26 protein-coding genes are annotated in these 26,684 nt (G+C 42.8%); 15 read left to right on the forward strand and 11 right to left on the reverse strand.

Features of this window, described 5'->3' with window-relative positions:
* The first annotated feature begins 48 nt into the window (after positions 1-48).
* Positions 49-1,002 (forward strand): ribokinase, encoded by a 954-nt coding sequence (gene rbsK / locus LC586_RS03425; protein ID WP_229483036.1) that lies wholly within the window; start codon positions 49-51, stop codon positions 1,000-1,002.
* A gap of 146 nt (positions 1,003-1,148) precedes the next feature.
* Here the strand turns inward: rbsK and LC586_RS03430 are convergent, their stop codons facing one another.
* Positions 1,149-2,276, reverse strand: coding sequence for a hypothetical protein (locus tag LC586_RS03430; protein WP_229483037.1), 1,128 nt, complete (start codon positions 2,274-2,276; stop codon positions 1,149-1,151).
* Between the two features lie 188 nt (positions 2,277-2,464).
* Positions 2,465-3,952: a galactose oxidase-like domain-containing protein gene (locus tag LC586_RS03435; RefSeq protein WP_229483038.1), complete on the reverse strand. Its 1,488-nt coding sequence runs from the start codon at positions 3,950-3,952 to the stop codon at positions 2,465-2,467.
* An 878-nt stretch (positions 3,953-4,830) separates the two neighbouring features.
* Here LC586_RS03435 and LC586_RS03440 point away from each other — a divergent pair.
* The 4 genes from LC586_RS03440 to LC586_RS03455 all read left to right on the forward strand — a co-directional run bounded on the left by LC586_RS03440 (position 4,831) and on the right by LC586_RS03455 (position 8,955).
* The gene (locus LC586_RS03440; RefSeq protein WP_229483039.1) at positions 4,831-5,886 is read left to right on the forward strand and encodes a glutathione S-transferase family protein; all 1,056 of its coding nucleotides are present in this window, start codon (positions 4,831-4,833) and stop codon (positions 5,884-5,886) included.
* Positions 5,887-6,061: 175 nt separating this feature from the next.
* Entirely contained in the window at positions 6,062-6,946 is an 885-nt protein-coding gene (locus LC586_RS03445) for an aspartoacylase (RefSeq protein WP_229483040.1), read from the forward strand.
* Positions 6,947-7,397: 451 nt separating this feature from the next.
* Positions 7,398-8,381 carry a polysaccharide deacetylase family protein gene (locus LC586_RS03450; protein ID WP_229483041.1) on the forward strand — a complete coding sequence of 328 codons (984 nt, stop codon included), beginning with the start codon at positions 7,398-7,400 and terminating at the stop codon, positions 8,379-8,381.
* Between the two features lie 334 nt (positions 8,382-8,715).
* The gene (locus tag LC586_RS03455; RefSeq protein ID WP_229483042.1) at positions 8,716-8,955 is read left to right on the forward strand and encodes a hypothetical protein; all 240 of its coding nucleotides are present in this window, start codon (positions 8,716-8,718) and stop codon (positions 8,953-8,955) included.
* A 463-nt stretch (positions 8,956-9,418) separates the two neighbouring features.
* Here LC586_RS03455 and LC586_RS03460 read toward each other — a convergent pair whose 3' ends face one another.
* Complete coding sequence (locus tag LC586_RS03460; RefSeq protein WP_229483044.1) at positions 9,419-10,006, reverse strand: hypothetical protein; 588 nt, start codon at positions 10,004-10,006, stop codon at positions 9,419-9,421.
* 701 nt (positions 10,007-10,707) lie between these two features.
* Here LC586_RS03460 and LC586_RS03465 point away from each other — a divergent pair.
* Positions 10,708-12,306: an Hsp70 family protein gene (locus LC586_RS03465; RefSeq protein ID WP_229483046.1), complete on the forward strand. Its 1,599-nt coding sequence runs from the start codon at positions 10,708-10,710 to the stop codon at positions 12,304-12,306.
* On the opposite strand, the gene LC586_RS03470 is transcribed toward LC586_RS03465, so the two are convergent.
* The 6 genes from LC586_RS03470 to LC586_RS03495 form a co-directional block, all read right to left on the reverse strand.
* On the reverse strand, positions 12,307-12,702 hold the full coding sequence (locus LC586_RS03470; protein ID WP_229483048.1) for a type II toxin-antitoxin system VapC family toxin: 396 nt from the start codon (positions 12,700-12,702) through the stop codon (positions 12,307-12,309).
* On the reverse strand, positions 12,686-12,976 hold the full coding sequence (locus tag LC586_RS03475) for a type II toxin-antitoxin system prevent-host-death family antitoxin (RefSeq protein WP_229483049.1): 291 nt from the start codon (positions 12,974-12,976) through the stop codon (positions 12,686-12,688). The genes LC586_RS03470 and LC586_RS03475 overlap by 17 nt, the downstream gene beginning before the upstream one ends.
* Before the next feature lie 545 nt (positions 12,977-13,521).
* Complete coding sequence (locus LC586_RS03480; RefSeq protein WP_229483051.1) at positions 13,522-14,085, reverse strand: Uma2 family endonuclease; 564 nt, start codon at positions 14,083-14,085, stop codon at positions 13,522-13,524.
* A 125-nt stretch (positions 14,086-14,210) separates the two neighbouring features.
* On the reverse strand, positions 14,211-14,750 hold the full coding sequence (locus tag LC586_RS03485; RefSeq protein WP_229483053.1) for a L,D-transpeptidase: 540 nt from the start codon (positions 14,748-14,750) through the stop codon (positions 14,211-14,213).
* A gap of 503 nt (positions 14,751-15,253) precedes the next feature.
* Positions 15,254-15,769 (reverse strand): L,D-transpeptidase, encoded by a 516-nt coding sequence (locus LC586_RS03490; protein WP_229483055.1) that lies wholly within the window; start codon positions 15,767-15,769, stop codon positions 15,254-15,256.
* 113 nt (positions 15,770-15,882) lie between these two features.
* Positions 15,883-16,515, reverse strand: a complete 633-nt coding sequence (locus LC586_RS03495) for a bifunctional 4-hydroxy-2-oxoglutarate aldolase/2-dehydro-3-deoxy-phosphogluconate aldolase (RefSeq protein ID WP_229483057.1) — start codon at positions 16,513-16,515, stop codon at positions 15,883-15,885.
* Between the two features lie 307 nt (positions 16,516-16,822).
* On the opposite strand from LC586_RS03495, the gene LC586_RS03500 reads away from it, so the two are divergent.
* Together LC586_RS03500 and LC586_RS03505 are read left to right on the forward strand one after the other, a co-directional pair.
* Positions 16,823-17,110, forward strand: a complete 288-nt coding sequence (locus tag LC586_RS03500; RefSeq protein WP_229483059.1) for a hypothetical protein — start codon at positions 16,823-16,825, stop codon at positions 17,108-17,110.
* Positions 17,111-17,545: 435 nt separating this feature from the next.
* Positions 17,546-17,818 carry a GlsB/YeaQ/YmgE family stress response membrane protein gene (locus LC586_RS03505; protein WP_100900051.1) on the forward strand — a complete coding sequence of 91 codons (273 nt, stop codon included), beginning with the start codon at positions 17,546-17,548 and terminating at the stop codon, positions 17,816-17,818.
* A gap of 478 nt (positions 17,819-18,296) precedes the next feature.
* Here the strand turns inward: LC586_RS03505 and LC586_RS03510 are convergent, their stop codons facing one another.
* Both LC586_RS03510 and LC586_RS03515 read right to left on the reverse strand, forming a co-directional pair.
* Complete coding sequence (locus tag LC586_RS03510) at positions 18,297-19,157, reverse strand: sulfite exporter TauE/SafE family protein (protein ID WP_229483060.1); 861 nt, start codon at positions 19,155-19,157, stop codon at positions 18,297-18,299.
* An 89-nt stretch (positions 19,158-19,246) separates the two neighbouring features.
* The gene (locus LC586_RS03515; protein ID WP_229483062.1) at positions 19,247-20,047 is read right to left on the reverse strand and encodes a PhzF family phenazine biosynthesis protein; all 801 of its coding nucleotides are present in this window, start codon (positions 20,045-20,047) and stop codon (positions 19,247-19,249) included.
* A 512-nt stretch (positions 20,048-20,559) separates the two neighbouring features.
* Between LC586_RS03515 and LC586_RS03520 the strand changes: the two genes are divergently transcribed.
* The 7 genes from LC586_RS03520 to LC586_RS03550 all read left to right on the forward strand — a co-directional run bounded on the left by LC586_RS03520 (position 20,560) and on the right by LC586_RS03550 (position 26,623).
* Entirely contained in the window at positions 20,560-20,781 is a 222-nt protein-coding gene (locus tag LC586_RS03520; RefSeq protein ID WP_229483064.1) for a hypothetical protein, read from the forward strand.
* A 288-nt stretch (positions 20,782-21,069) separates the two neighbouring features.
* Positions 21,070-22,452 carry an aminopeptidase P family protein gene (locus tag LC586_RS03525; protein WP_229483065.1) on the forward strand — a complete coding sequence of 461 codons (1,383 nt, stop codon included), beginning with the start codon at positions 21,070-21,072 and terminating at the stop codon, positions 22,450-22,452.
* Positions 22,453-22,505: 53 nt separating this feature from the next.
* Complete coding sequence (locus LC586_RS03530; RefSeq protein ID WP_229483067.1) at positions 22,506-22,991, forward strand: hypothetical protein; 486 nt, start codon at positions 22,506-22,508, stop codon at positions 22,989-22,991.
* A 752-nt stretch (positions 22,992-23,743) separates the two neighbouring features.
* Positions 23,744-24,001: a hypothetical protein gene (locus tag LC586_RS03535; protein ID WP_229483068.1), complete on the forward strand. Its 258-nt coding sequence runs from the start codon at positions 23,744-23,746 to the stop codon at positions 23,999-24,001.
* A 335-nt stretch (positions 24,002-24,336) separates the two neighbouring features.
* Positions 24,337-25,803, forward strand: coding sequence for a signal recognition particle protein (gene ffh, locus LC586_RS03540; RefSeq protein ID WP_229483070.1), 1,467 nt, complete (start codon positions 24,337-24,339; stop codon positions 25,801-25,803).
* 156 nt (positions 25,804-25,959) lie between these two features.
* On the forward strand, positions 25,960-26,226 hold the full coding sequence (gene rpsP, locus LC586_RS03545; RefSeq protein WP_196527449.1) for a 30S ribosomal protein S16: 267 nt from the start codon (positions 25,960-25,962) through the stop codon (positions 26,224-26,226).
* Positions 26,183-26,623: a KH domain-containing protein gene (locus LC586_RS03550; protein WP_229483071.1), complete on the forward strand. Its 441-nt coding sequence runs from the start codon at positions 26,183-26,185 to the stop codon at positions 26,621-26,623. The genes rpsP and LC586_RS03550 overlap by 44 nt, the downstream gene beginning before the upstream one ends.
* Positions 26,624-26,684: the final 61 nt, after the last annotated feature.

Genomic DNA, 26,684 nt, shown 5'->3' on the forward strand with positions numbered 1-26,684 from the left:
AATGTATATTTAATTTTGCACAACTACTTATCAACCAAAATAAACATCATGAGTATTATCGTCTTCGGCAGCATAAATATAGACTTGGTAGCAACAGCACCCCGCTTGCCAGTCGCCGGAGAAACGTTGCTAGGAGAAGACTTTTTTAAAGTTTCAGGAGGTAAAGGAGCTAATCAAGCGGTAGCATTAGCAAAATTGGGAATTCATACCCAAATGGTGGGGCGTGTAGGTGCAGACGATTTTGGTGTGGAACTTATTAACAATTTACAAGCATCTGGTGTGCAGATTGGCAATATTTTCGTGGATGAGACTGTTAGTTCTGGAGTCGCCATCATCGCCGTAAATCATGCTGGTGAAAATCAAATTATTGTAATTCCTGGTGCAAATGGGTGTGTTAATCAAGAAGATGTAGAACGATTGTCCTATTTATTACCAGAAGCGACAGCACTGCTTTTACAATTAGAAATTCCGATTGCTGCGGTGGTTGCAGCAGCTAAAGCAGCAAGAAAAACTAAAATAACGGTAATTCTCGACCCTGCACCTGCACAATCTGATTTGCCAGATGAACTTTACCCATTAGTAGACATTATTACACCGAATGAAGTTGAAGCCTCGCAATTAGTGGGTTTTGCTGTGGATGGAGAAGAACTTGCAGCCAAAGCAGCTGGAGTTTTATTACAACGGGGTGTGAAATGTGCGATCGTTAAACTGGGTGCTAAAGGTGTTTTTTGTGCCACTGCTGAGGAAAAGTTTTTTGTACCCGCGTTTCCAGTTCATGCAGTTGACACAGTAGCTGCTGGCGATGCTTTTAATGGCGGCTTGACTGCGGCACTTGTTGAAGGACTTTCTTTACATCAGGCAGTTGTTTGGGGTGCAGCAGCTGGTGCTTTGGCGACGACAAAACCAGGCGCACAAACTTCACTACCGGATAGGTTTACATTTGATGCATTTCTTAGGGAAAGGGCAGTGGGGAGTGGCGAGATTAGGGAGATACATCTGTGAGGGGTTAGAATAAAGCGGCTTTTATCAATCAATTAAAATACTCAAAATATTTTTAATAATAAGGTGTACCAATCAATGCTAATAAAAAGCCCTCAAGGCAAGATGAGGGCTTGGCATTTTTTTGCTAGATATCGGCTCAATCTCTTCTACTCACGAGCAAGAGTAATCTGGGCAGCGTCAAAGTCTTGTAGCCGAGTCATGTTTCCAGTGTTCTTATCTATGTTATACACAGCATTAGGTGTTTCATACCTCATAGCTCCAAAGCCAAGAAGTTGACCTGTTGCAGAGCAAATTAAGCTTTGTAAGCCATTATTCCATGCTTGACCATCAAGTTTCAATTGTGCCAGTCTGATCGGGTTTTTTTGATTTGAGTCTAGCTGCACCAAAGTTGTATCGCCATTTAATCCAACTAAAGAGGTATAGAGTTTTCCATCTGGGCACTGAGCTAGATTGCTGGCTCGCTCATCGTTCGGGAATCTAATCTTACTAATAGAACTGATCTCTCCTGTTTGAAGGTTAATATCTACTAATGTGATCGGTGGTGTACCGTTCTTTTTACCTACTAGACCGATGAGCCGCCCATCAATAGTGCCTAGCAAGCTCCCAAGCTGTTGATTCTGTTTAAGTCCTGAGATTATCAAAGTTTTTATAGGCGTACCCAAAAATGTAATGCGAGTCGGTGCCCCCTGTTTCCTACCAGTGCTAACAGGAGTAGCGGCTACAACAAGTGTGCCATCGCTTAAAGAAGTGAAGCCACTCAATGTCTCATTAGTCTCTACTAAAGGTGTAACCGGATCGGCAACTGTGCCATTGCTTGAAGAAGTGAGGCTACTCAATATATCATCAACCTTTCCTAAAGCTGTACCGAGCCTGGCAAGTGTGCCATCGCTTAAAACAGCGAAGCTACTCAATGTCTCATTAGACTGTACTAAAGCTGTACCGCGCTCGGCAAGTATCTGAGTAACTACTGGACTTAGAAGCTGAACCTTTCCTGTATTTAAGGCTTGCAAAACAAAGGATTCTAAAACAAGTCCTAGCCCTACAGGTTTAATATCTGTGGGTACAATGTTTGGGGCAATGCTATTTAATTCAGTGGTATCTACCTCTGGAATAAGCGTTTGGTCAGTGCTGATGATAGAGCCAGAACCTATACCTACAATTTTGAAACTTGGTGTTTGCGCCAAAGTTTTGTTGCTTAGATAACTAAGCCCAGATACTATAGTTCCACCAAGTACCAACTGGCCAAACTGCCTACGTGATAGCTTGTAATTCATATTTCCACTCCTAGAATTAATGACTTTTATTGAATAGCAGTGTATTAGACCTCTTGCATAAATCAAAAATAAAGAACCCTACGCCGCATTTGAGTAAACTTACGCTCCCCTCACTGCAAGCAGCAAGGGTTTGGCGGTGGGATGTTAGGGACTTTTGCAAGAGGTCTATTGAACATAAACGGGTAAGGCTATGATATTCGCGTCCAGGTTGCTAGTGAGGGCGTTCCATTGTTGTCACTAATAAAAAGCATGTACCAGCCTGGTACTGCTATGTTTCGATTCGTTGCTAGCGTGACATTGAGAAAATTAGCGTTCTTAGAATTAATCCGCACATCCACTAATCTTTGTTCTGTATCGCAGGAATGAGTGGTTGCGATTGGTTTAATCAGACTAACCCATTTAATATTCCCAGCCTGGGGTGTCTGAATTGTAAATTGCTGTCCGTAGTTCAATGTTTCAGGAGCGCTCTGAATAATTGGGCGCGATCGCGACATATACGCAGGACGGTAGATTTCTAATCGCAGTTCATTCACCCTCCGGTTAGGGTTACCCCCAGCTGCGACTACACTACCATCTGGTAGGAGCAAGGCTACTGAGTGATATACGCGAGGGACTTTTTGTTTAGCTACTACTGTCCAGGTATTTGTGGCTGGATTGTAGATTTCTGCTGGCAGCATTGATTGTGCTGTGTCTTCACTTATTTTGCTACCATTGCAAACAAACACTGTGCGATCGGGTAACAAAACTGCGCTGTGATGCATCCGAGCATAGTTTAGAGGCTGTGCTGGTACGTAAGTTGGGTTAGTAGCTTTTAAATCTACAATATTGACCCTGTTTGTTGCCGTATTAGCACTACCTCCACCCATAATCATCACTTTTTGGTCTTGTGCAGGTGGTAAAAGCACGCTGGTAGCTTGATTTCCAAAAGCTGAGTCTTGCAGCCCTGGCACCACTTTTTCTGTAATGGATTCGGTAAATGTCTCTGGTAGGGTTAGTATAGCTGGCGCTATTCCAATGTTGCCGCCCATCTGGGCACCTGAATAAAACATTTTTCCACCATCGAGTAGAAACAGATGTAAGTATGGCGCGTAGGGACGAGTTATTGGAAAAGCGTTCCAACCATTTGGAAAGAAAGCAGAATAAATTTCTGGTTGTCTGTTGAGCTTGCCATCTTTATCCGGCCCAGATATTGCAAAGATCCGACCGCTGCCTAGTGTTAACACAGTAGGATACCAGCGGCCATTATTCATTGGTGGTATCTTGACCCATTTCTCCTCAATAGGATCAAACATCAGAGCTGAGGGTGAACCATAAAATGGGTCATAGCGCAAAGTTCCACCCGCAACCAATAACATACCATCAGGACGGAAGGAGTGACCGGCGCAAAAAAGATCAATAGGTTGATTATTACTATCCAATGGAGCCTTTTGACTGCTAAAGGTTCCTTTAATCACATCCCAAACCACACTGTCATAGGGAGTATTTAACCGACTGGGATCATTACCTGAACCGCAGAAAAAGAATACTTTACCAGTACGAAGTAAAGCGGCATGTATAGGGATGATTGGCGCACTGTACGGCAATACTTCCCATTTGTCTGTGGTAGTAGCCTGAGCGATGAAAGTCCCTAAATCCGTTTCCTCTAGGAGGTTAGCATTGTTATGAGCTTGAGTCACTTTATTTACAATTATTCCTACGTAGGTTTTATGTTTTTGTTTTTTGTTTCAGTAACTTATACCTAAAATTATATCTATACTTTTTTAGGCTTATCTAATGTTAAGATGTGATGTTTTTTATAACAAGAGCAGGTAAATGCCGTTTTTTCATTAGTAATTACGCTGTCATTTTTTACTGCTATCGAGTATCTAATTAAGCCTTGTACTGTGTTTTTTCGGAAAGGATGAACCATGCTTTTAAATATGATAAGTATACCTTTCAGGGCTTGGCATTGGGCATTAATAGCTAAAATATTGTGTTTTTGACCTTCGATTTGTGACTAATTTTAAACACTCAGATGTCGTCCATTTAATTTGCACAACTAAGGCGGGCAAAATGCCCAGTCCACAAGAGATTCGTTTTTTGGAGGATGCAAATTTAAATATTTTTAATTTATTATTTCTTGAAATAAAAATGATTAGCTTAAATCTTAATTACAGGTATAATACAGTACAGAGTACATAGTTGATAGAATTAAGAGGATCGCGACATCCCCATTAAGCCTTTTGCTAAATAGATTGGTAATTTATTACAGCGGATGGACGAATTAAACTGGGGAAAGTAAGTAGGTTTTTTAGGAAGCAATGCTTAGACTCCGTTTTCGACGATCGCTTTTGGCTGCGATACCAACTCTTGGAGACGCTATTCGCGTTCGGTGGGGTTTGCCTACGCAAATTTGAGACGATTAGCTAAGAGATTTTCCGCCATGAGCATGATACAAAGCACAGCTAAAGCGTAGTAAAGTAAGGTAGTAAAGCTCAGGGTGGGTAGTAAAAATCGAAACCTACTTAGTAGAAACAGTGGTAACGTCAATCCCTCTCAAAGCAAGATTGTCGCCATGAGCAACTCAACTCCAATGGATGACAAGAAGAATGTTCCCAAGAAAAAGGGCAGGACACTCCCTCCCAAGCTGATCATCTGGCTGGGAAAGTTTGTCTGGACAACTATGTGGCAAATCATGATGTCAAAGCTTGCTCCTAGCAATCAGTCGGGAGCTTATATTCGTCCTAATAGCCAGTTTCGGAAGTTCATTGGCACAGAAGAAGCGAATCCGTACCCACCAGCAGCAGGGCGCTACAAACTCTATGTTGGGCTGGGCTGTCCTTGGGCGCACCGAACCCTAGTTGTGCGATCGCTCAAAAAACTCGAAGCGGTAATATCAGTATGCATCGTCTCTCCTTCTCCCATTGAAGGCGGTTGGATATTCAACGAGGAAGAAGAAGGTTGTCGCACACTGGCTGAATTTTATCAGTTGGCAGAACCTGGTTACAGTGGACGCTCTACAGTTCCAATACTATGGGATAACCAAACAAAAACCATCGTCAACAATGAGAGTTCAGAGATTATTGTCATGCTGAACTCTGAGTTTAACGAGTTCGCCAACAATCCTACGCTGGATCTTTACCCAGAAGTACTCAAAGAAAAAATTGACTGCTGGAATGAAAAGATTTATCACGCGGTAAATAACGGTGTATATCGCTGCGGCTTTGCCCAAAGCCAAGAAGCATACAATCAAGCCTGTAATGAACTGTTTGCAACTCTCGATGAGATTGACATTGCATTGCAGACTAGTCGATATCTGTGTGGGGACAATCTCACGCTTGCAGATGTCCGTTTATTCACGACGTTATTTCGGTTTGATAGTGCCTACTATGGGTTGTTTAAGTGCAATAGGCAGCGAATTCGAGACTATCAGAACTTGGGAGCTTACTTACGCGATTTATATCAGCTTCCAGGTGTAGCTGACACCTGCGATGTAGAGAGTGTGAAGCGGGACTACTACGGGAACCTATTCCCACTCAATCCGGGTGGGATTATTCCCGATGGGCCTGATATGTCTTATCTTTATCAACCACATGGGCGCGATCGCATCGGCACAGTGAAGGCTTCATAAGGTACATTGAGAACTGATAAGCTGTTACGCATTTAAGTTGTACATTTACCTGATGACTGTTGACTGATGACCGATAACCGTCAACCGTCAACCGTCAACGATTATAAAGAATGTTTATATAATTTAGACGCATATCAGCTTACCTCGATGGCTGCATTCTGGAGTTGGTGTAATTGTGAACCAGATTAATCGAGTTGCAATTGTTGGTGGAACTCATGGCAATGAGTTTACGGGAGCCTACTTAATTCAAAAATTTGCCCAGTTTCCCGACTTGATTACTAGACAAAGTTTTGAAACAGTTACTCTGTTAGCAAATCCTAACGCTTTTGCGGCGGGGAGGCGATATGTAGAGAAAGATTTAAATCGTTGTTTTCTCAAGCAAGATTTACAAGATCCGACTCTGAGCAGTTACGAAGAATTGCAAGCTAAATCAATCCAGCACACCCTAGCATCAAACAGGGATAAACAAGCAGATTTTATCTTAGATTTGCACAGCAGTACAGCTAATATGGGTTTGACAATTATTTTGGTAAATAGTCATCCCTTAAACTTGAAATTGGCTGCTTATTTGAGCCAGATTAATCCTTTAGTTAGGGTTTATCGCTGCTCTTTTAAATCAATTGAAGAAAACCCATTTGTAAATTCTCTGTGCGAATTAGGCTTTGCGATCGAGGTTGGCCCTATTGCTCAAGGACTCTTAAAAGCAACGCTGTTCCAACAAACAGAGGAACTTGTTTATGCGGTTATGGACTATCTAGAACGGATTAACCAGGGTGGAATTCCATCAATTAACGAAACGTTGATTCTGTATGACCATTTATCAGTTGTGGACTATCCAAAAAAACCGGATGGTACAATATTTGGGATGATTCATCCAGAGCTTCAGGATAAGGATTATCAAGCCTTAAACCCAGGAGATCCAATTTTTATAACCTTTGATGATAAAATAATTTTTTATGAAGGGGCATCTACCGTTTGGCCTATTTTTATAAAGGAGGCAGCTTATTACGAAAAGGGAATTGCAATGTGTTTTACCCAGAGGCAGCAAATAAATATATAGGATGTGTAAAAGATTTTTTGTATGATCGCTTTTTATTGGAAGTAATGATATAAATTGAGCATCCAAATCATCAATTACTTCTATATCTAGTGCGATGTCTGCGACGGGCTACGCCTACGCTAAAACTTACTTATACGTTTAAATGTGTCTTGATTATGATATATTGATCACCAGCAATTATATATCAGGGTAAAAAGTTGTCCGCAAGGCTGATCAAGTCGAGATTAAAGGAGCGCTGAAAACCCATTATCTCATTTACCAGAAGTATCTTGTAAACAAGCAGAATTTGTTTACAAATATGGGACACTTATTAGTGTTCAATCTAGCCGATGCCTACAACGGGCTATTCGGCGTTGGAATGCTGCTCTTAAAATCACTCTTGATCGATAAAGCCCAAACCTAAGATTATATTTACGTTACGCTTAAAATCGTCCAAATACTTGAACTAATAATGAAAATCAAGAGACAAGCAAACAAACCAATAGCCAGTCTTTCTTTGGACTTGGATAATGTTTGGTCTTTTCTAAAAAATCAGGGCGCTCCGGGTTGGGAGACTTTCCCCTCTTACTTAGATATTGCAGTGCCTCGTTTCTTAGATATTTTTCAGCAATGGGATTTGACAATCACAGTCTTCATTGTGGGTCAGGATGCAGCGCTGGAAAAGAACACCAAGGCACTACAAGCGATCGCCAAAGCTGGTCATGAAATTGGCAATCATTCATTTTACCATGATCCTTGGCTACATCTCTATTCAGAGGATGAGATTGAAGAAGAGGTGGCCTTAGCCGAACAACATATCAAGCGCGTCACTCATCAACATCCTATCGGCTTCCGGGGGCCTGGATACAGTTTCTCTCCTGCGGTATTGAAAGTCTTAGCACGACGGGGATACGAATATGATGCTTCGACTTTCCCCACATTTTTGGGGCCCATCGCCCGAGCTTATTATTTGATGACTTGTAAACTGAGCAAGGAAGAACGCAAGAAACGAGAAGCCCTGTTTGGCGGTTTCAAAGAGGGTTTGCAGCCTCTGAAACCTTACCAGTGGAAGATGGGTAAGGATAGACTCACTGAAATTCCTGTTACCACCATGCCAATTTTCAAGGTGCCAATTCACTTCAGTTACATAATGTATCTGAGTACATTTTCTTCGGAAGTGGCGTTACTCTACCTGCGAATTGCTCTGTGGCTGTGTAAACTTACGCATGTCCAGCCTTCTTTGCTATTCCATCCTACAGACTTTGTAAGTCAAGAGGATGTGCCAGAGCTATCATTCTTCCCTGGAATGAGCCTTCCCACCTATAAAAAACTAGCAATCGTGAACAAAAGTTTGGAACTTATATCCAGTCAGTTTAAGGTTTTGACTGTTGGAGAACACGCCAAATCCGTTGCCGGTGCCCGTCAGTTGCCTGTATTAGTGCCTCAAAAAAGGTAAAAATATGAGCTATGCGATTGATAAGTGGAATTTGTATCCTTAATTACAAATAAAATTAACTTTGATCTGTTTTTGAAAAGGAGAAATAGTGTTGGCAAAAAGATAAATTTATTTTTATAATAGTTCCCTATTCCAATGTCTTTATTAAAAACTTCTGGTGATATCCCTTCCCCAGAAGTTATTTTTTTAAAATTCGATGTCTAATCAGATTTTTTAATCGTTATCTAAGTTTTGATATCAGCAAATTATCTTGAAACCAGCTGACATTTGCTAGCAAGTATGTGTAAAGTAATTGAAAGTGAATCACTATCTCTAATTTTTGACACATCTATCTATGGTTAGAAAAACGCAACGTCTTTTGCTGCTAGTTGTTTGCTGTAGTATAACTGGTGTAATTTTAGGAGGTACTGCTGCTTGGGCAGAAAGCAGCCTCTGCTTGGAAGACAGTAAGCTTACAAGTGAGTGTCTAACCCAAGATCCGATCCAAAAAACTATCCAAGGAATGAGTACCGGATTGTTAGCTGGGGCTGGGGCCGCTTGTGGTGCAGCATGGAAGTTACGGCATGAAGATTGAGTGTGAACTATCACTAACCCGGAGTTCCGGGTTAGACCCAAGTTCTGTACTAAAATCCTGATTTATTATGTAGCTTTGGAAGAATACCGGTCTATTAATGCACGAGCAAATTTTTGGTGTTGTTCAGCTAGATGTTGAGGATAGATGAACTGAGCATTTCCCATAAAGCGGTATACCCAGCGACAAAACCCCTCCAGCGATCACTTAGGAAGTTTAACAATATAATCTATGTAAGTAGGTTTGCTATGTGTCTTATTCATAAGTCTGGGTTAATCGCCTGGATTGGTGAACGAAATAATCAGCTTTTTCGCCACCTACGCTATCAAATTCACAAAAAACCACCTAGGAGTAAATTTTCTCGTGGGTGGTTTTCATTTTTGTATTGTCTCAAATCTTCCAAATATTCAATCAAATCCCATCACCTCATCTGATTTTTAAAAAACTTGCCTGTGGCTGTTTGCACTCATCTTATTAGCGGCCATTCTCTTCTAGTAAAGTTTACAAGGATAACACTGCCAGTAGGATCGTTGATTGTCACTATGTTTCCAAAGCATTGATAATCACTAGGGTTAAAAATTGTAAAACCTCCCCATGTAAGATTTTGAAAACCAATAGAGCCATCGGGATACAACCATATTATCTGTCTATCTGTAGCTTGTTGGGAAAAGGGTTGATCGCCAACTATGTCACTTAAACCTCCAGGCGGACCTCCATAAGTATAAATACGACGATCACTAAAAAATTGTTTAAGTTCTCCAGATGCAGAGGAACTTCCGGATAGGGTTCCCTCAGAATAACTTGCCCAGTTATTATTGTTAGTTAATATAACAACCTTTGTCTTAAGTTCTCTTCTATTTCCTGCTGTTACCCAAGATAATTCATTTGTGACACATCCAGTAGTATTCCTAATAGCAATACCTCCAGAACGCACAGGGTAATCAATTGAATCAAATTGATTCTGTGCGTGCGCGGGAATACCAGCCAAAATTCCAACACTCAAAACAGCGAAAGACGCAGTAGCTCTAGCTAAACGATTAAAAGAAGCTAACATATCATACTCCAATACCGTTCAGTTAAGGATTGAGTGAGATTCTGGACTGACTGAAAGGTTGATTCTTTCGTTCCGTTTGTTTGAACCTACTGAGAACAGTCTTAACTGTGCGGCTTAACTGAACAGTATTGTATCATTCTCCTCTGGTAAATGAACGGACAATTGCCAAGAAGTTAACCACCTGGTTGACTTTCCTATGAACTTATGGGGAGGAGGAGCGGAATTTACACAACAATTTCTTTTGCTCTAAAAAACTGAGTTGCGATCTCACTGGAAAATCTCTTAACAGTTTGTAACAATGCGGCAAGTGTAGTACGCTGCTATGCGTTGGTGTGCGTTTGTTTTCCCTCGATGTCGTCAAACTCCACTTAGACGACATCCTCCTAATTAAAAAAGCATCTTAGATGCTTTATAAAGGGCTATATATGCTTTTGCTCCTCGCTTTACACAAGGAATTTTCTTGATTATTTGACCAACAACCGTGATCGCAGACTGAGTATTTGGCATTGAGCCAAAATGGAGTATTGATTAATTGATAACTATAACTGTGCTAACCCTTCGTTGCAACGGACTGAATCGATATCTGGGTTGGGATGCAAAGAAGCAAGCGTCTGGGCGCATTTGCATTCTTGGTAGCTTATAGAGAATAATCACAAATAAAGCAGCTTTGGCCTCTTCGTGCGAGATAATAAATATAAAATATGGCGATCGCAATCGATTTTGGTACTAGCAACACAGTCATTGCTCGTTGGAACCCTGTAACCCAACAGCCAGAAACCCTGAATCTACCAGGTTTATCAATTAAACAAAGTCTCAATCCGCCACTGATTCCCAGCTTAGTTTATGTTGAAGACGCAACCCAAAATAAAGTCTTAGTCGGGCAACAAGTACGCGATCGCGGTCTTGACCTCAAGAGTGAAACTAGATTTTTCCGCAGCTTCAAGCGGGGTATTGGTGCAGATATCCAAGGTTTCTTACCTGAACTAGATGGGCAAATTGTCACCTTTGAGCAAGTAGGGCAATGGTTCCTCACCAAAGTAATTGAAGAACTAGCACCCCTGGAAGGAGGGTTAGACTCTTTAGTGTTAACCGTACCCGTAGACAGTTTTGAAGCTTATCGTCACTGGTTGGGGAAAGTTTGTCAAGCCCTCCCCGTCGAACAGGTGCGGATGCTAGATGAACCCACAGCCGCCGCCTTGGGTTATGGCTTGGCAGATCAAGAAATTCTCTTGGTGATAGACTTTGGTGGCGGCACTTTGGATTTATCCCTTGTGCGGTTGGATCAAGGCGTGCAATCAACCATAAAACCGCTCGGATTTCTCCTCAAGTGGGGTAATAAGTCCCTGGCTGAAGATTCAAAACAAAAAGTCAAAACAGCCCGTGTCCTGGCGAAAGCTGGGCAAAATTTGGGCGGTACTGATATTGATAATTGGTTAGTAGATTACTTTGCCAAAACTCAAGAATTGGCGATAAGTCCGTTGACAACAAGATTGGCAGAACGGGTAAAAATTCAGCTATCAACTCAAAACCAAGCTAGTGAAGTTTATTTTGACGACGAGACATTTGAAAGTTATGAACTGGAACTAAACCGCGACACTTTTGAAAATATCCTCAAAGAACATGCATTTTTTGAGTTACTAGATGAGTCGATGACGACACTGTTGCAGCAAGCAAGACGCCAAGGAATAGAACTTCCAGATATTAATGCAGTTTTGTTAGTTGGTGGGACAGTGCAATTACCAGCAGTGCAGACATGGATAAAACAGTATTTTGAGCCAGGAAAAATCCGTTGCGAACGTCCCTTTGAAGCGATCGCTCAAGGAGCATTACAGTTAGCACAAGGCGTACAAATCAAAGACTTTCTCTACCATAGTTATGGTATCCGCTACTGGGATCGCCGCAATCACCGTCACAAATGGCATTCTCTGATTAAAGCTGGACAGGCATATCCAATGAGTCAACCAGTGGAATTAGTCTTAGGCGCTTCAGTGGAAAATCAGCCCAGCATTGAACTAATTATGGGAGAATTGGGAGCAGATACGGGTAGTACTGAAGTTTATTTTGATGGCGATCGCTTAATTACTCGCCGGATGGATAATAGTGAAACCAGTGTCAAACCCCTCAACGATCAAGAAGGCGCAAGGACAATTGCCCAACTGACACCAGCCGGATATCCTGGAAGCGATCGCATAAAAATTCTCTTTCAAGTTGATGAACAACGCTTTTTGCGAATCACCGTTGAAGACTTGTTGACAAATGATACGCTGTTGGAAAATCAACTTGTGGCACAGTTGAGTTAATTAACTAAAAGGATTCAAAAGTGGGATACCGCAGCCGTCAAAATCCCGGATGTTGCGCGTTACTAAGGTCAATTGATGAATTTGAGCAGTAGCAGCAATCATCATATCTGCTTGGGTGTGTGTTTTCCCACTTAATCTTAGTTGACCTCGCAATTCACCGGAGCGCTTGGCAATTTCAATGGTGATGGGCAATACTTGACAGTTATTTTCCAAAAAGCTCTCAAACCATATTTGAATTCTGGGGTTAGGCTTGGATGTCAGTCCGTAAAATATTTCTTCAACGGTGATTGCACTCAGAACTATTGAGGAAACTTTTTCTGCCCATTTCAGTACACCAGAGTTAGGTTGCAGTCTTACTAATTCGCTGATAATGTTAGTGTCACAGAGAAAAGTCATCGATGGCATCAGCAAAAGGGTTAGGACGGTCTTGGCGGGAGGGTACTTCGAGAATATAATCTTCTTCAGCAGCTATCTGACGTAGTTCTTTGAAGGCATCAGCTAAAGAAAACTTTTCGCGTTGCTTGCGCCATGTCAAGAATTCCTCAAACATTTCAGCTTCAACAACAACAGCCACCAGTTCATTTCGGTTGTAGATGAGTTGCGGTTCTTTAGTTACGGCATGAATTAGTTCGGAGAACCTCTGTTTCGCTTCTGCAATTCTCCAGTGCATTCTCCTACCTCTTTGATTCATAATCATGTCTATTATAGACATGATTTATATCTATAATTTTGTTTTTCCCAGAGAGCGATGTCTACGATGGCCTATGACGCTCGTTCGCCCTTGGCGTCTCCCCGAATCCCAAAGGGAGAGGCTAGCGTCAAGGGAGAAGACTCGCTAATGCTTCTCTAGGGACTTCCAAGAAATAAATTACCCAAATAGGGCTTGCTGAAAAAGTCGAGCCTAGCGAATCTAGAAGCCACACAGCTTGCAAAATGGTAGTTTCGTCCTTTAGTTTCTAAAATTACCCAGCGCTCGCCCACGAAACTGCAAGGTTTTTCAGACTCTAGACGTTATCATCTTGCACTTGTTTAGCAAGCCCCAAATAAACGAACCACAGAGACACAGAGAACACAGAGGAATGAGGAGGATAGAGCTTTTTCGCTAATTTTGGGGTATTTTTTATTTGGAAGTCCCCTACAAGACGCTACGCGTAGCAAGATCCCCGTAGGGGTACGCTATCGGCGTCGCACCTTATCATTCCAGGCTAGTTATTTCTAGCCTCCCATCTTTAACCATCCAAAAACTTGATTGACGGTTAGTGCAAGTTGAATTTCTGGTAATACAGGCAAAAAATCTTCTCCCTGGAGTAGCACTGGCTGTTGCTCTGGTAGAAATACCAAAATACTGAGGTCATCAGGGTCAAGAAACCATCCAAGGCGGCTACTATACTTTAGACAGTGGAGAATGTTCCCAATTACTTTGTTGGGCTTTTGTTCTGGCGAAAGAATCTCAATCGTCCAGTCTGGTGGAAGTTCAAAATTATCAGGTACTTCATTATCAACGGTGAACGGTATGCGTCCCCACTGAAATACAGCTACATCAGGTATAATTGAGCGATCGCCAAAAGTACACCGTAATTCGGGAAATGCATAGGCAATTTTCTGATTCTCCGTGACTTCATTAACAACAGCACCGAGTTTGCCTTGCAAGCGGCTGTGTCTCCCTTTTGGCATTGGCTTAGGAATAATCTCACCGTTAATATATTCACTCGCAGGCTTTGTTTCTGGAAGCTTCAGAAACTCCTCCAGGGTAAGTAGTTGAGTAGTTGAGTAGCTCATAGCTCCTAAATCCCTCGAAGATGTGTTTTTAGTCTAGCAATATGTATAGACAGGTGCTTAACTCCGTGAACGCACCCGTCCATACATTAAAGCCAGAATTGCAACTCTTAATTACGAATTACGAATTATTTCCGCACGACTACTAAAGTTCCATTCCTAGCCCAGTTGTAAAGATTGCGAGCTTGCTTAACAGGTAAATTCACGCAACCGTGGCTGACTGGAGTTCCAAAACGGTTATGCCAGTAAGCACCGTGGATGGCATAGCCTCTGTAGAAATACATTGTGTAGGGAACATCAGGAATATTGTAGCCTCTGCCTCGCATCCGGTGAGTGCGATACTTAGAATTAATCCGAAATCTACCTATGGGTGTGGGGGTCGATCGCTTGCCTCCAGAAATGCGGTATGAATAAACAAGCCTTTTACCTTCCCATGCACGTAAGCGTTGCTCTGACAAGTCAATTTCAATCCAGCGAGGTTGGGATGTTTGCCTGATATTAGATGCAGTGATGCTGTTTTCATCCACTGACGCGGCTGTTGCTGTAGTAAAGTTGGGTGTACCAGCTAAAGGTGATGACCAAGAAAATAGAGTTGCCACCATCAGCGCCATACCTGTACAAAAAGTTCCTGAAGAACGAATCCTACCACTGCGAATCCAAGATTGCATTATGCCTCACCTTCTAAACTACGCAAAAATTATGAAGTGAAGTAATTTTCTAGAGAACTACAAATTTCCAGTTCGACTACTCGCTTCCTGTTGAGGATTTACGCAATTCATCCGCTAATGCTTTTCAAAACAAGTCCTAAGCTAATCTGCATCCAATTTGCACATTTGTCATTTGTCCTTAATTAAATGATGAGTTCTAATTAATGACCGATGACTAATGACTAACCACAAAGGACACCTTAAAAAAAATCTGTCATTTAAATGCCTAAATACAAACTTTCCCCAAATTTATATTTGCATTTTTAATTTCACACAGCAATTGTCAGGATTTACGCTTATTTTCTTGGGCAAATCGTTAAATGCCCTCTTCTATATTTTATTTCAAATTCAGTAATTCCGACTCCGAAGATTCCCAGCATAAAATATTGCTGGGAATCACTCAATTGTCTTGATTTGTTGTTATTAATGATTTTCTCTAAATTGCCTTTTGGTTGCTTCACCTACTATTTCTGGATAACTACTGGTGTCCCTACCGATGCCCACTCAAATAGCCATTTAGCATGTTTAGGTGCGAGATTCACACAGCCGTGGCTGACTGGAGTCCCAAACCTTTTATGCCAGTAAGCTCCGTGAATACCGTAATTACCTTGGTAAAACATCGCATGAGGAACGTTGGGAACATTGTAGTTTTCTCCCCGCATCCGTGTAGTTTTGAACTTGGATTGAATATTAAAAGTACCAATAAGAGTGGGAGTGGATTTTTTGCCAGAGGAAATAGCACTTCCATAAACCACTCTGTCACCTTCCCAAGCTATTAACCGTTGCTTTGAAAGATCAATTTGAATCCAGCGCTTATTCGATTTTTGTAATGTCTGGATTCTTTGTGCAATCACTTTATTTTTGGAATTCGCCCAAACTTCACTCGTTCCAGTAGTAGTAAAAACACTTACGGACAGTGCTGTACCAGTGAGGAGTATTTGTAAGCGACGCACCCAGTCAGGATTAATCAGTTTTTTCATTTTAGATACACTCACACTTAAATCATGGGATCTTGAGAAACTTATCAGTTTTCACCTTTATTTCCCTATCTATTACTTTAATAGACGTGAACTTTTAATGATTTGATTCTAAGTTAACTTAACTGTTCTATCAGCTTTCTTGCCCCAGATGCGATCGCTTCCCAATTCCCCTCTGTGACAAGCTTTTTGGGAAATAATTCACCGCTCAAACCTACAGCGATCGCTCCGGCTTGCAAAAATTCTTTGGCATTTTCTAAAGTGACGCCGCCAGTAGGAATTAAGGGAATCTGACCTAGTGGCCCTTGCAAACTTTTAATATAATCAGCCCCTCCCACTGCTTGCACGGGAAACACTTTTACACAACTAGCACCCTGACTCCAGGCGGTAACAATTTCTGTAGGAGTCATAGCTCCTGGGATGATGGGTACATCTTCTTCTTGTGCTGCTTGAATCATTGCTGGGTCAACGTGGGGTGTGAAGAGGAATTGCGCCCCAGATGCGATCGCTTCTTCTAGCTGTTGCACATTGAATAGCGTACCAGTGCCAATAGTACAGGCTGGTAATTCCGCACGTAGTTGAGTGATTAATTCCCCAGCCTGCGAGCTATTCCAGGTAATCTCAATTAACTGCATTCCCCCAGATGCTACAGCCATTGCCATTTGCTGTCCCACTTCGATTTTAGGAGCGCGGATGACTGCGATCGCACGATGTTTTTGCAATTGTGATAACCAAATTTGATTAGGCATTTTCACTGGGAATTAGGGATGGGGGACTTGTACTGAGCGTATCGCTAACGCGTAGCGTCTCGTAGAGAAGCCGTTGGCGTAGCCTCTCGTAGAGAAGTATTAGGGATTATGGATTGGGCTAATACAAGCAAATTTTCCCACTCACAAGTCCCCATTCCCTAATACAAGCCTGACATAATAACAGCGATCGGCTCTCAAACTTGCTTCTTGTATCAAGTTATGAGATCTTATAAACATCATTAAATCTATAGATTTACAGTAGTTTAAATTAAATACCTCAGCTTTTGGGACTAAAGGAGTAATTAAAATGACAATTGCACGACAAAACACAGCAGGATATTTACCAATTACCATTCATGATTCCAAAAGCATGGATATAGGCAGACTGCGGAAGCTTGTCCGACTAGGTGCAGTACAAATAAACGGATTTTGGTGGCGTACTAAGACATACGGAACGATTTTAGGGGTTATGTTGCTAACCTTGGTGAGTCTGATTTTCCTAAGTATGCATTGGTCTTATCGCAGACTGTTCCCATTTCTCAGCCATCCAGTCATTGACAGTAATTGGGATAAGCAATTAAAAATTAAAAACTAGAAATGTTCGCCTCCTGTCTCGTAGAGAAGAAATGCATCGTGGCAGTTATCCTGGCGATACCCAAGCGTGAAATGTTAGTAATAAAGTTGCAGCAACTACGCCCGTGGTAGATATCGCCTAATTTTGCTTGCTTTACATTACTTTAGAGACAGTCATTAAAAACTCAGCTTAATTCTTCTAGTAGAGGAGAGAGCTACTTAAAAATGCATATACTGCAATTACCAAGCAATAGTTTGATAAGCCCCTAGTTAAAGACCAACTAGGAGCTTTTTTTTAAGTGATTATCTAGCTCAATGGGGCACACATGAAAAAACCTAGTTGCAATTAAACTCTTCCTTATGGTTATTAATGATTAATTCTGATGGTAGATGGAGCAAAAGATTAAGATTGATAATATGTATTTGTGAGTAAAAAACGTTTACCAAATTAATAACAATGAATATTCTTGCTTGGATTGTTTTAGGTCTAATTGCTGGTGCGATCGCTAAGGCTATCTACCCCGGTCATCAAGGTGGCGGAATTCTGGGAACAATCTTACTAGGAATTATCGGTGCTTTTGTAGGCGGTAGCTTAGGCGTATTCTTCAGTACAGGAACGTTGACTTTAGCAGCTCCTACTCTTAGCATCCCTGGTATTGCGCTAGCAGTTCTTGGTGCAATTGTTGCGGTTTTCTTGTGGAACTTAATAACCCGTCGCAGTGCTGTATAAAAGCAAAAATGCAGACAAGGAGTAAGGGGAATTTAGAAAATTCATTTAACTATTGTGAATTAAATCCGAAAAATAGCGCCAGCCTATCATTCAGGTGGCGCTATTTTTTGATTATTAATAAATAAAATAATTGTTTATGGTAATCTAAAGGCGTGCGATCGCTGTTAAGGCAATACGCTTGGGTTAAGCATTTTTTCTCTTCTCTCTGTTTCCTCTGCGCCTCTGCGGTTCGTTAAAAATTTGACTTTGATAAAGATAGGACTTACGCAAAATATCTCTCAAACTCTGATTTATCTGTGCCCTCTGTGCCTCTGCGGTTCGTTATTCCGTAATTCCTGCGTAAGTCCTAAAAGAGTTTTAGCCTTAACCCAAGCGTATTGGCTGTTAAGAAACTTCTTACCATTCTTGCGAATATGAGTTGATGCACATCTTGGACATCGCTATGCAATGTCCAAGATGTGTACACCTAAGCACTAATTTATATTTCTATTCTGGAACGCCTGGCTTTGTGAAAGACCCGAAACGCGGAGATATTCAAGATTACCCCTAGTGTAATCTTGAGTAGCGATGCTGGAAAAATGCCGACAAGCATTCCTCCAATGATGGCTCCAATCACCGAACCAACTCCCATAGGCGCTATGGTATTGCTCAAGGCTGTACGATCTACAAATCCACCTCGACTAGCATATTTGATAACCCCTACAAGTACAGTTGGTAAGCTAACTAGAAGACTCGCTGTACCTGCTGTCTTAATATCTGCACCAAAAGCGAAAACAAGTGTTGGGATAATCACTTCACCTCCAGCAACCCCAAGTAGACTGCTTACCAGCCCGATTGCTAGTCCAAATAAGATACCTGCCGAAATGCGCCAACTTAAAGCAGGGGGTAGAAGGGCTGGTATTTGTTGAGGTAGAAAACCCTCGACTATCAAGGCAATGCCAATGACTACCAATAGTACTAAAATGATTCTCTCAAGCTGTTCGTTTGAGAGCTTTCCCGCCATTGCTGCCCCAAAAAAAGCAGTGATAACCGCTCCGGCAATCAAGGAGAAAATTACAGGCAGCAATGGAATAACGGGGCTGAAGGAAAGCGTACTGCCCCGGATTACTAAGGATGCAGCAATCGTAATCAAGCTGATAGCCAAGTTCAGAGGCACAGCCTGCCGCACTGAATAGCCCAATTTTCCAGCAAGGACTGGCAGCCGAAACTCTGCACCTCCCAAGCCAATCAGCCCTCCTAACAGCCCAATTGGCACGGCATAAACAAAGGATAATCGGAAACGGCGTACTTCCAAGCTTGTAGTTGTAGACTCCGGTGCAGACAAGTTATTCTTCTTCATCAATTTTCTTATGGAGTATCCTTATTCCATTCCCCAAGTTCTTGATGATGAGTTTTTACCGGATGCGATTGATTTGTAATTATACAGGTTTATCCGGTAATTAACTCACCTCGCATAACAGTTACGGCTTGTCCACTGAGAAAGACGCGATCGCCTCCGTCATAATACACCTTCACCACCCCACCACGGCTGGATGCCTGATAAGCCAATAACTCATTTTTGTGCAAGCGATCGCGCCAGAAGGGAGCGAGACAGCAATGAGCCGCCCCAGTTACAGGGTCTTCATCAATCCCTAAACCTGGTGCAAAAAAGCGAGAGACAAAATCATATTTAGAATCAGGGTGGGTGAGGCTGGTGACAATGATCTCAGAAGTAGGCAATGTTTTCAATATTTGGAAATTTGGCTGTATTTGCCGTACCAAATCTTCAGATTCCAATTCCACTAAATAGCCCAAGGAATTTAAGAAAACAGATTTGTACGGTACACCCAAAGCAGCCTTGAGTTCTCGCGGGGCAACTGTTTCTTGTGAGTGATTCACAGGAAAATCTAACTCAATCCACTCACCTTGCAACTTAGCAATCAGCACTCCGCTTTTGGTGTAGAAACGCGCAACTTCATTAGGTGACAAATGCCCCTCTGACCAAAGTACATGGGCACTAGCTAAAGTTGCATGACCACAAAGCGGTACTTCCACCTTGGGCGTAAACCAACGCAGATTGAAGCCATCATCCTGTCTAGCTAGAAAAGCCGTCTCAGATAAATTCATCTCCTGCGCCACATTCTGCATCCAGCGTTCGTCTTGAAGAGTAGGCAGAACACAGACAGCAGCAGGATTACCTGCAAACGCTATATTAGTGAAAGCATCAACCTGAGTAATGGTTTGTCCCATTAGAGTCACCTTGAAAATTAGACAGGATTATATTTATCAGCAGTGCGTTAAGGATTTATGTTGACCATTGCCATTATTCTGAGGCGGGTATCATTTGTAAGGGTAGCACAGCCGTGATACTAAAGCGCGTGTTACATCCAAACTAGAACCGCCATATACAGCAATACAGTTCAGTTAAGCATTTCTTTCTTCTCTTCCTTTGCGTTCTTTGCGTCCTTTGCGGTTCGTTAAATAATTCGTAATTCGTAATTCGTAATGGGCAACTCTTAGAGACGCTAAACGCGAACGCCCCGCAACGCTTTCGTAAATTTTGTTTTGTAATGGGGATTTAACCCCAACACAAAACAAAATTTTTATTGAACCGGGGGACTTAAACCCACGGAATTGAGTTAAAAAAATTGACTTTGACAAAGAATTAAGCCTTAACTGAACCGTATTGCCATATACAGTACCTGATAAATTAGAAATACAATCTTCAAAAAATTGAGTCAATGTCAAAGCGAAACGGAAACATGACGATAAAAATCTTTAGAAGCATCTTTGCTGCTGTCAACTTAGCGCTAATTTCTGGAGGATTAGTTAGTTGTGTTGAAGTACCGCAGCCACTTGCTCCAACTGAGCAACAAAAACCAGTCCTACAACCTAACCAACAGCCTAACCAGACAAACCAGAACGACGAAGATGATGACCACAAAGATGGCGATCGCAAAAATGATAAAGACGATGACGATTAAATAATTCGTAATTCGTAATTCGTAATTCGTAATTCGTAATGGGCTTCGCCCCGCTGCGCTAACGTAAATTTTGTTTTGCATTAGCGAACGCGAGTGCGTCTCCAAGAGTTGCGTTAGCGAGTCCGCGTACTCTTACAGAGAAGCAAGCTACGCGCAGCGTCTCGTAGAGAGCGTCTGGGGATTTGAACCCCACCGCATACTGCCTGTCTTGTTGGGGAATTAAACCCGCAAACTTTGTTAAATAAAGGCAAAACTATAACGTTTATCCTTCTCTTTGAGTTTCCATTTATGCTGATCCAACAAACTTCTACTTCCTTAATCGATACTTTACGCCACCGACGGCAACGACTAGCCAACCTCATTGATTTTCCCGTAATTCTGTGGTCAGGTAGTAACAGTCCGCGCAACTTTCCAGCAAATCCCTTTCCGTTTCGCGCTAGCAGTCATTTCCTCTATTTTGCTGGACTGCCATTATCAAATGCAGCAATTCGTTTAGAAGGCGGCAAACTAGAACTATTTATAGACGATCCATCACCCAGTAGCGCTCTTTGGCATGGAGAAATGCCAATGCGCCAGGAAATAGCTCAGAAGATTGGGGCGGATGTGGCTCGACCAATGGCAGAATTAGAGTCTTGGGTAGAAGATGCTGCCACACTTGCTGTACAAGATGCAGCTACTTGGACGCAACAATCGCAGCTATTAAATAGATGGGTTTTACCACAAAGTCCTCCCCAAGGAATTGACTTGGAGTTAGCTAAGGCGATCGTTTCTCTCCGCCTCACTCATGATGAAGGTGCATTAACCCAGTTGCGAAAAGCTGCGGCACTCACTGTTGAGGCGCACAAAGCTGGTATGGCAGCAACACCTAAAGCCAAGCTGGAAGCAGAAGTTCGTGCAGCGATGGAAGGGGTAATTATTGCCCACAATATGACAACTTCCTACAACAGTATTGTCACCGTTCACGGTGAAGTTTTGCATAACGAACAGTATCACCATCCCCTACAACCAGGTGACTTATTACTTGCCGATGTTGGTGCTGAAACTGAGATGGGTTGGGCAGGTGATGTAACTCGCACATGGCCAGTTTCTGGTAAGTTTTCATCTACCCAGAGAGATATTTATAATGTCGTATTGGCAGCCCATGATGCTTGCATTGCCAAAATAGACCCTGGTACAGAATATGGGGATATTCATCTGTTAGCTGCTACGGTTATAGCTGAAGGTTTAGTAGAGTTAGGCATTTTACAAGGAAACCCTCAAGACTTAGTAGAAATGGATGCCCACGCGCTGTTTTTCCCTCATGGTATCGGTCATCTACTGGGTTTAGATGTTCATGATATGGAAGATTTGGGTGATTTAGCTGGGTATGAAGAGGGACGTTCTAGGAGCGATCGCTTTGGCTTAGGCTACCTCCGTTTAAATCGTCCTTTGCGTCCAGGAATGTTAGTCACAATTGAACCTGGTTTTTATCAAGTACCAGCAATTTTAAATGATGCGAATGTTCGCTCAAAATATCAAAATGTAGTGAATTGGCAGCGTTTATCTGAATTTGCCGATGTGCGCGGAATCCGCATCGAAGATGATGTTTTAGTTACCACAGTAGGTAGCGAAGTTTTAACAGCCGCATTACCAAATGATGCCGATACTATAGAAAATTTAGTAGGTTGTTAATCTGTGCATCATGCCTTGCTAATTGATAGCGTAAAAGCATAGGATGTTAACTTATGATCATAAAACCTATAAAATTACTACTCAACGGAGTTATTGTCAGCTTAGGACTATTACCATTATTAGCTCAAGCACAGCAGCCAGTTTCTGATACCCAAGTTGCGGCGATGGTAGAGGCATTGCGACAAGCTGCACCGCAGACAAAAAATCCCAGCGATGGACTTTACAGCGAATGGCAAGTTAAACCAGAAACCCTCAAAGGCTGGTCAAGAACTTGTCTCAAACGAGAACTAACACCGACGCAGTTTGAAAACAGCCCTGCGATCGCTCGCCAAGTTGTATCCTGTATCACGCGCCGTGAGTTAACCAATCAGTTCCGCACCACCAATAATAATGAAATTGCATCTGTGCGTGGTGCAGCTTGTTGGTGGATGACTGGTAGCTATACAGGTTGTAACAAAGGCTTCACTGCTGAGTATGTGCAAAAAGTTGTGCGCTTTTATCAACAACAGCTCTCAAAACCAGCAGCAAATCAACCATAAAAGGGCAATTACAGCAGTTTTCAAATGAATAAAGCACGTGCAAACCTCTCTCCTTCTGGCTACCGTGTACACACAAGTCGGAAAACCTCATCCACATTGGTTTGAATCTGGTAGGGTACGTTATGAACATTAGTCTTAACACACCAAAAATCTGGGATGGTGCGTAAGAGAGTGGCATAACATTAATTTAAGTAGAGATACTTGAACCTTTTACAGGGTAATGTAAGCTTTTATAACTAAGTATGTAATTCCTGGAGCTAGGACTGAAGATGCTAATACAAGTTCACAAGCTTCAGCTTGGCAATAGAACAAAAGTTCCAGATGCTCCTCCAGGAGTCTACTTATGAACTTGAACCTGAGGCACTAAAAGCTACAGGAGAAAGGCTTTGGAGAGATGTGAGAATCAATCCCGCAGTTCTCTAGGGAAGTCTCAGGAATATTTCTCATGAACTTAACCAAGATACTGAGAATAAATAGTATGAATGGAAAATTCTTTCGTGCGCGTAAACCACTTGTATTTTCGATCTTAGCGATCGCAATGGGTGTTATATCATGTCCGCTTGATTGCTTATTAAACCCGAAGAACCCCACCCCGCCAAAGCGTAGCTTTGTCTCCCCTCCCCGCTCTTCGGGAGGGGCTGGGGGTGGGGTGTAATGGCTATGGTTAGCATAACTATTTATGCGGACATGATATTACTCAATCTGCATGGTCGGCTGACCCAATTAGAACAGCTCCAGGGGCGATAACCACCTTGGAGGCTGGCTGGGGGGCAGATACTCTAGCCGTTAGAACCACAGCATCCGTTATTGTTAATCCGGCGGGCTGCCCAGTTTTGGATGCCGGTTATGTAACGAGTACAACTGACCCAGGACGTACACTGTATCACGATATTTTACGAGATGCTCTCTGGCGCAACTGGCCAGTTCAGCTCTTAATCAGTGGGCAGACAGGTGATTGTCCCTTTGGCAAGCCAAGAATAATTTCGGTTTTGATACTCAAACCGCAGTAGGTATTGCTTGCGGGGTGACAAAATAGGCTATGCAGACAAAATAAGCCTGGGCATTGGGCAAGTGACAAAATAGGCTAGGATGCAGACAAAACAAGCCTCATAGCCCACATATTAACATTGAGTAGGGGTGTACATCTGTGCGCCCCTACCTTATTTAAATGAAAACTGATCCAGTCCCCATGCCCTATGCCCAATAAAGGTAGGTATCTGATTACTACAGTCGGGGTGAAAAATACTAAGCTGGTAGATAGCACGTTTAAAATTTAGCGGAAATTCGGAATCGCATTCATCGGCGGTTCAAAATTCCCCATTGGCGAACTACCTGTAATTACATTATGTTTGATGCTCTATCTGACCGTTTAGAATCCGCCTGGAAAAAACTGCGGGGACAGGACAAAATTTCTCAATCCAACATTCAAGATGCATTGCGCGAAGTGCGTCGCGCCTTGTTGGAAGCAGATGTCAATCTCCAGGTAGTCAAAGATTTTATTAGCGAAGTCGAAGCCAAGGCACAGGGAGCCGAGGTGATTACCGGCGTGCGACCTGATCAACAGTTCATCAAAATTGTTCACGATGAATTGGTGCAGGTGATGGGAGAAGAAAATGTTCCCATCGCAGAAGCCCAGGAACAGCCTACCATTGTTCTAATGGCTGGGTTGCAAGGTACTGGTAAAACCACAGCTACTGCTAAGTTAGCCTTACATCTGAGAAAATTAGATCGTAGCTGTTTGTTGGTGGCGACAGACGTATATCGCCCAGCAGCGATCGACCAGCTGGTGACGTTGGGTAAGCAAATTGACGTACCAGTATTTGAACTAGGAAGCGACGCAGATCCCGTAGAAATTGCTCGACAGGGTGTAGAACGCGCTAGGGCAGAAGGTGTAAACACAGTAATTATTGATACTGCTGGTCGTCTGCAAATTGACGAAGACATGATGGCGGAATTAGCCCGCATCAAAGCAACTGTCCAACCCCATGAAACTCTGTTGGTGGTGGACGCGATGACTGGTCAAGAGGCAGCCAATCTTACCCGCAGCTTCCATGAGCAGATTGGAATTACTGGGGCGATTCTCACCAAGATGGATGGTGATAGCCGTGGTGGTGCAGCGCTGTCAGTGCGAAAGATTTCGGGAGCGCCGATTAAATTTGTGGGCGTGGGTGAGAAAGTCGAGGCACTGCAACCCTTTTATCCCGATCGCATGGCATCGCGGATTTTGGGAATGGGCGATGTGCTAACCCTGGTAGAAAAAGCCCAGGAAGAGTTTGACTTAGCAGATGCTGAGAAAATGCAGGAGAAAATTTTGTCAGCAAAGTTTGACTTTACTGACTTTCTCAAGCAGTTGCGGATGCTGAAGAACATGGGTTCTCTGGGAGGATTCATCAAGATGATTCCAGGGATGAACAAAATATCAGATGATCAACTCAAGCAGGGAGAAACCCAGCTGAAACGCTGTGAAGCAATGATTAACTCCATGACTCGCCAAGAACGCCACGACCCTGATTTATTAGCCAGTTCTCCCAGTCGGCGGCGGCGGATTGCTGCTGGCTCCGGCTATAGAGAGTCAGATGTGACTAAACTGGTAGGTGATTTCCAAAAAATGCGATCGCTCATGCAGCAAATGAGTCAAGGTGGCTTCCCTGGAATGCCCGGAATGTTCGGCGGTGGCGGCATGGGCAACGCCTTCGCAGGCGCAGGCAATCGTCCCCCAGCCCCCGGATGGCGGGGTTATGGTGGTGACGCCACAGGCACGAAAAAGAAAAAAACCAAAGATAAAAAGAAAAAAGGCTTCGGCAATCTTTAGTCATTGGGCATTGGGCATTGGGCATGGGGCATTGATAATTTGCTAATGACAAATGACAAATGACTAATGACTAATGACTAATAGCACCAAATGCTAGACGAGTGCTAAAATTAGCATTTCGGCATACTTACCAATTAGGAGAATGATTCTTCAACCATGATCAAACTGCGCTTGAAGCGATTCGGTAAAAAGCGGGAAGCAAGTTACCGCATTGTCGCCATTAACAACCTCGCTCGCCGCGATGGCCGTCCCCTAGAAGAATTGGGATTCTATAACCCCAGAACCGATGAAGTGCGACTAGACATTCCCGGTATCGTCAAGCGACTACAACAAGGCGCTCAACCCACTGACACCGTCCGTCGCATTTTAGTAAAAGCCAATGTTTTTGAACAGGTCAGTGCCACAGCTACAGCCGCATCATAATTCCGGAACAATATCCCCAACAGCTAGTCCCAACTATGTTGGGCTGGTTCAGTTTTTAGTGCAGCCGTTTTTGGAATCTCCAGAGACTTTAAGCGTCGATTGTGAAATTTCTCAGGCCCTCAACCGGGCTTGGATTCGCATCGCCTTTGAAAGCACGGATAAAGGGAAAGTGTTTGGTCGAGGGGGACGCAATATTCAGGCGATTCGTACAGTAATTGCCGCCGCCGCCGCTGCTGCTGGGCAATCAGTATACCTGGATATCTACGGCAGCACTACGCCGGGCCGCGAGGGTATGTCTTTTGATGAAGAGACAGAAGAGCGATCGCCACCGCCGACTAGAAGAGAACCGCGTGGAAATGATGGGACTAAACCCATTGTTAAACCCCGCCTCCGCTAGGTTGAAACTAGAGAGCAAGTCTGAGCGGTTGTAGTTACCTCCGCTCAGAATTTTTGTAAAG

The organism is Nostoc favosum CHAB5714, assembly GCF_020829495.1.
Taxonomy (GTDB): domain Bacteria; phylum Cyanobacteriota; class Cyanobacteriia; order Cyanobacteriales; family Nostocaceae; genus Nostoc; species Nostoc favosum.

Excerpts from the sequence above, each read along its gene's own strand:
- rbsK (WP_229483036.1), top strand. The coding sequence starts at position 49 with ATGAGTATTATCGTCTTCGGCAGCATAAATATAGACTTGGTAGCAACA.
- LC586_RS03430 (WP_229483037.1), bottom strand. The coding sequence starts at position 2,276 with ATGAATTACAAGCTATCACGTAGGCAGTTTGGCCAGTTGGTACTTGGT.
- LC586_RS03440 (WP_229483039.1), top strand. The coding sequence starts at position 4,831 with ATGAGCAACTCAACTCCAATGGATGACAAGAAGAATGTTCCCAAGAAA.
- LC586_RS03450 (WP_229483041.1), top strand. The coding sequence starts at position 7,398 with ATGAAAATCAAGAGACAAGCAAACAAACCAATAGCCAGTCTTTCTTTG.
- LC586_RS03455 (WP_229483042.1), top strand. The coding sequence starts at position 8,716 with ATGGTTAGAAAAACGCAACGTCTTTTGCTGCTAGTTGTTTGCTGTAGT.
- LC586_RS03460 (WP_229483044.1), bottom strand. The coding sequence starts at position 10,006 with ATGTTAGCTTCTTTTAATCGTTTAGCTAGAGCTACTGCGTCTTTCGCT.
- LC586_RS03465 (WP_229483046.1), top strand. The coding sequence starts at position 10,708 with ATGGCGATCGCAATCGATTTTGGTACTAGCAACACAGTCATTGCTCGT.
- LC586_RS03470 (WP_229483048.1), bottom strand. The coding sequence starts at position 12,702 with ATGACTTTTCTCTGTGACACTAACATTATCAGCGAATTAGTAAGACTG.
- LC586_RS03475 (WP_229483049.1), bottom strand. The coding sequence starts at position 12,976 with ATGCACTGGAGAATTGCAGAAGCGAAACAGAGGTTCTCCGAACTAATT.
- LC586_RS03480 (WP_229483051.1), bottom strand. The coding sequence starts at position 14,085 with ATGAGCTACTCAACTACTCAACTACTTACCCTGGAGGAGTTTCTGAAG.
- LC586_RS03485 (WP_229483053.1), bottom strand. The coding sequence starts at position 14,750 with ATGCAATCTTGGATTCGCAGTGGTAGGATTCGTTCTTCAGGAACTTTT.
- LC586_RS03490 (WP_229483055.1), bottom strand. The coding sequence starts at position 15,769 with ATGAAAAAACTGATTAATCCTGACTGGGTGCGTCGCTTACAAATACTC.
- LC586_RS03495 (WP_229483057.1), bottom strand. The coding sequence starts at position 16,515 with ATGCCTAATCAAATTTGGTTATCACAATTGCAAAAACATCGTGCGATC.
- LC586_RS03500 (WP_229483059.1), top strand. The coding sequence starts at position 16,823 with ATGACAATTGCACGACAAAACACAGCAGGATATTTACCAATTACCATT.
- LC586_RS03505 (WP_100900051.1), top strand. The coding sequence starts at position 17,546 with ATGAATATTCTTGCTTGGATTGTTTTAGGTCTAATTGCTGGTGCGATC.
- LC586_RS03510 (WP_229483060.1), bottom strand. The coding sequence starts at position 19,157 with ATGAAGAAGAATAACTTGTCTGCACCGGAGTCTACAACTACAAGCTTG.
- LC586_RS03515 (WP_229483062.1), bottom strand. The coding sequence starts at position 20,047 with ATGGGACAAACCATTACTCAGGTTGATGCTTTCACTAATATAGCGTTT.
- LC586_RS03520 (WP_229483064.1), top strand. The coding sequence starts at position 20,560 with ATGACGATAAAAATCTTTAGAAGCATCTTTGCTGCTGTCAACTTAGCG.
- LC586_RS03525 (WP_229483065.1), top strand. The coding sequence starts at position 21,070 with ATGCTGATCCAACAAACTTCTACTTCCTTAATCGATACTTTACGCCAC.
- LC586_RS03530 (WP_229483067.1), top strand. The coding sequence starts at position 22,506 with ATGATCATAAAACCTATAAAATTACTACTCAACGGAGTTATTGTCAGC.
- ffh (WP_229483070.1), top strand. The coding sequence starts at position 24,337 with ATGTTTGATGCTCTATCTGACCGTTTAGAATCCGCCTGGAAAAAACTG.
- rpsP (WP_196527449.1), top strand. The coding sequence starts at position 25,960 with ATGATCAAACTGCGCTTGAAGCGATTCGGTAAAAAGCGGGAAGCAAGT.
- LC586_RS03550 (WP_229483071.1), top strand. The coding sequence starts at position 26,183 with ATGTTTTTGAACAGGTCAGTGCCACAGCTACAGCCGCATCATAATTCC.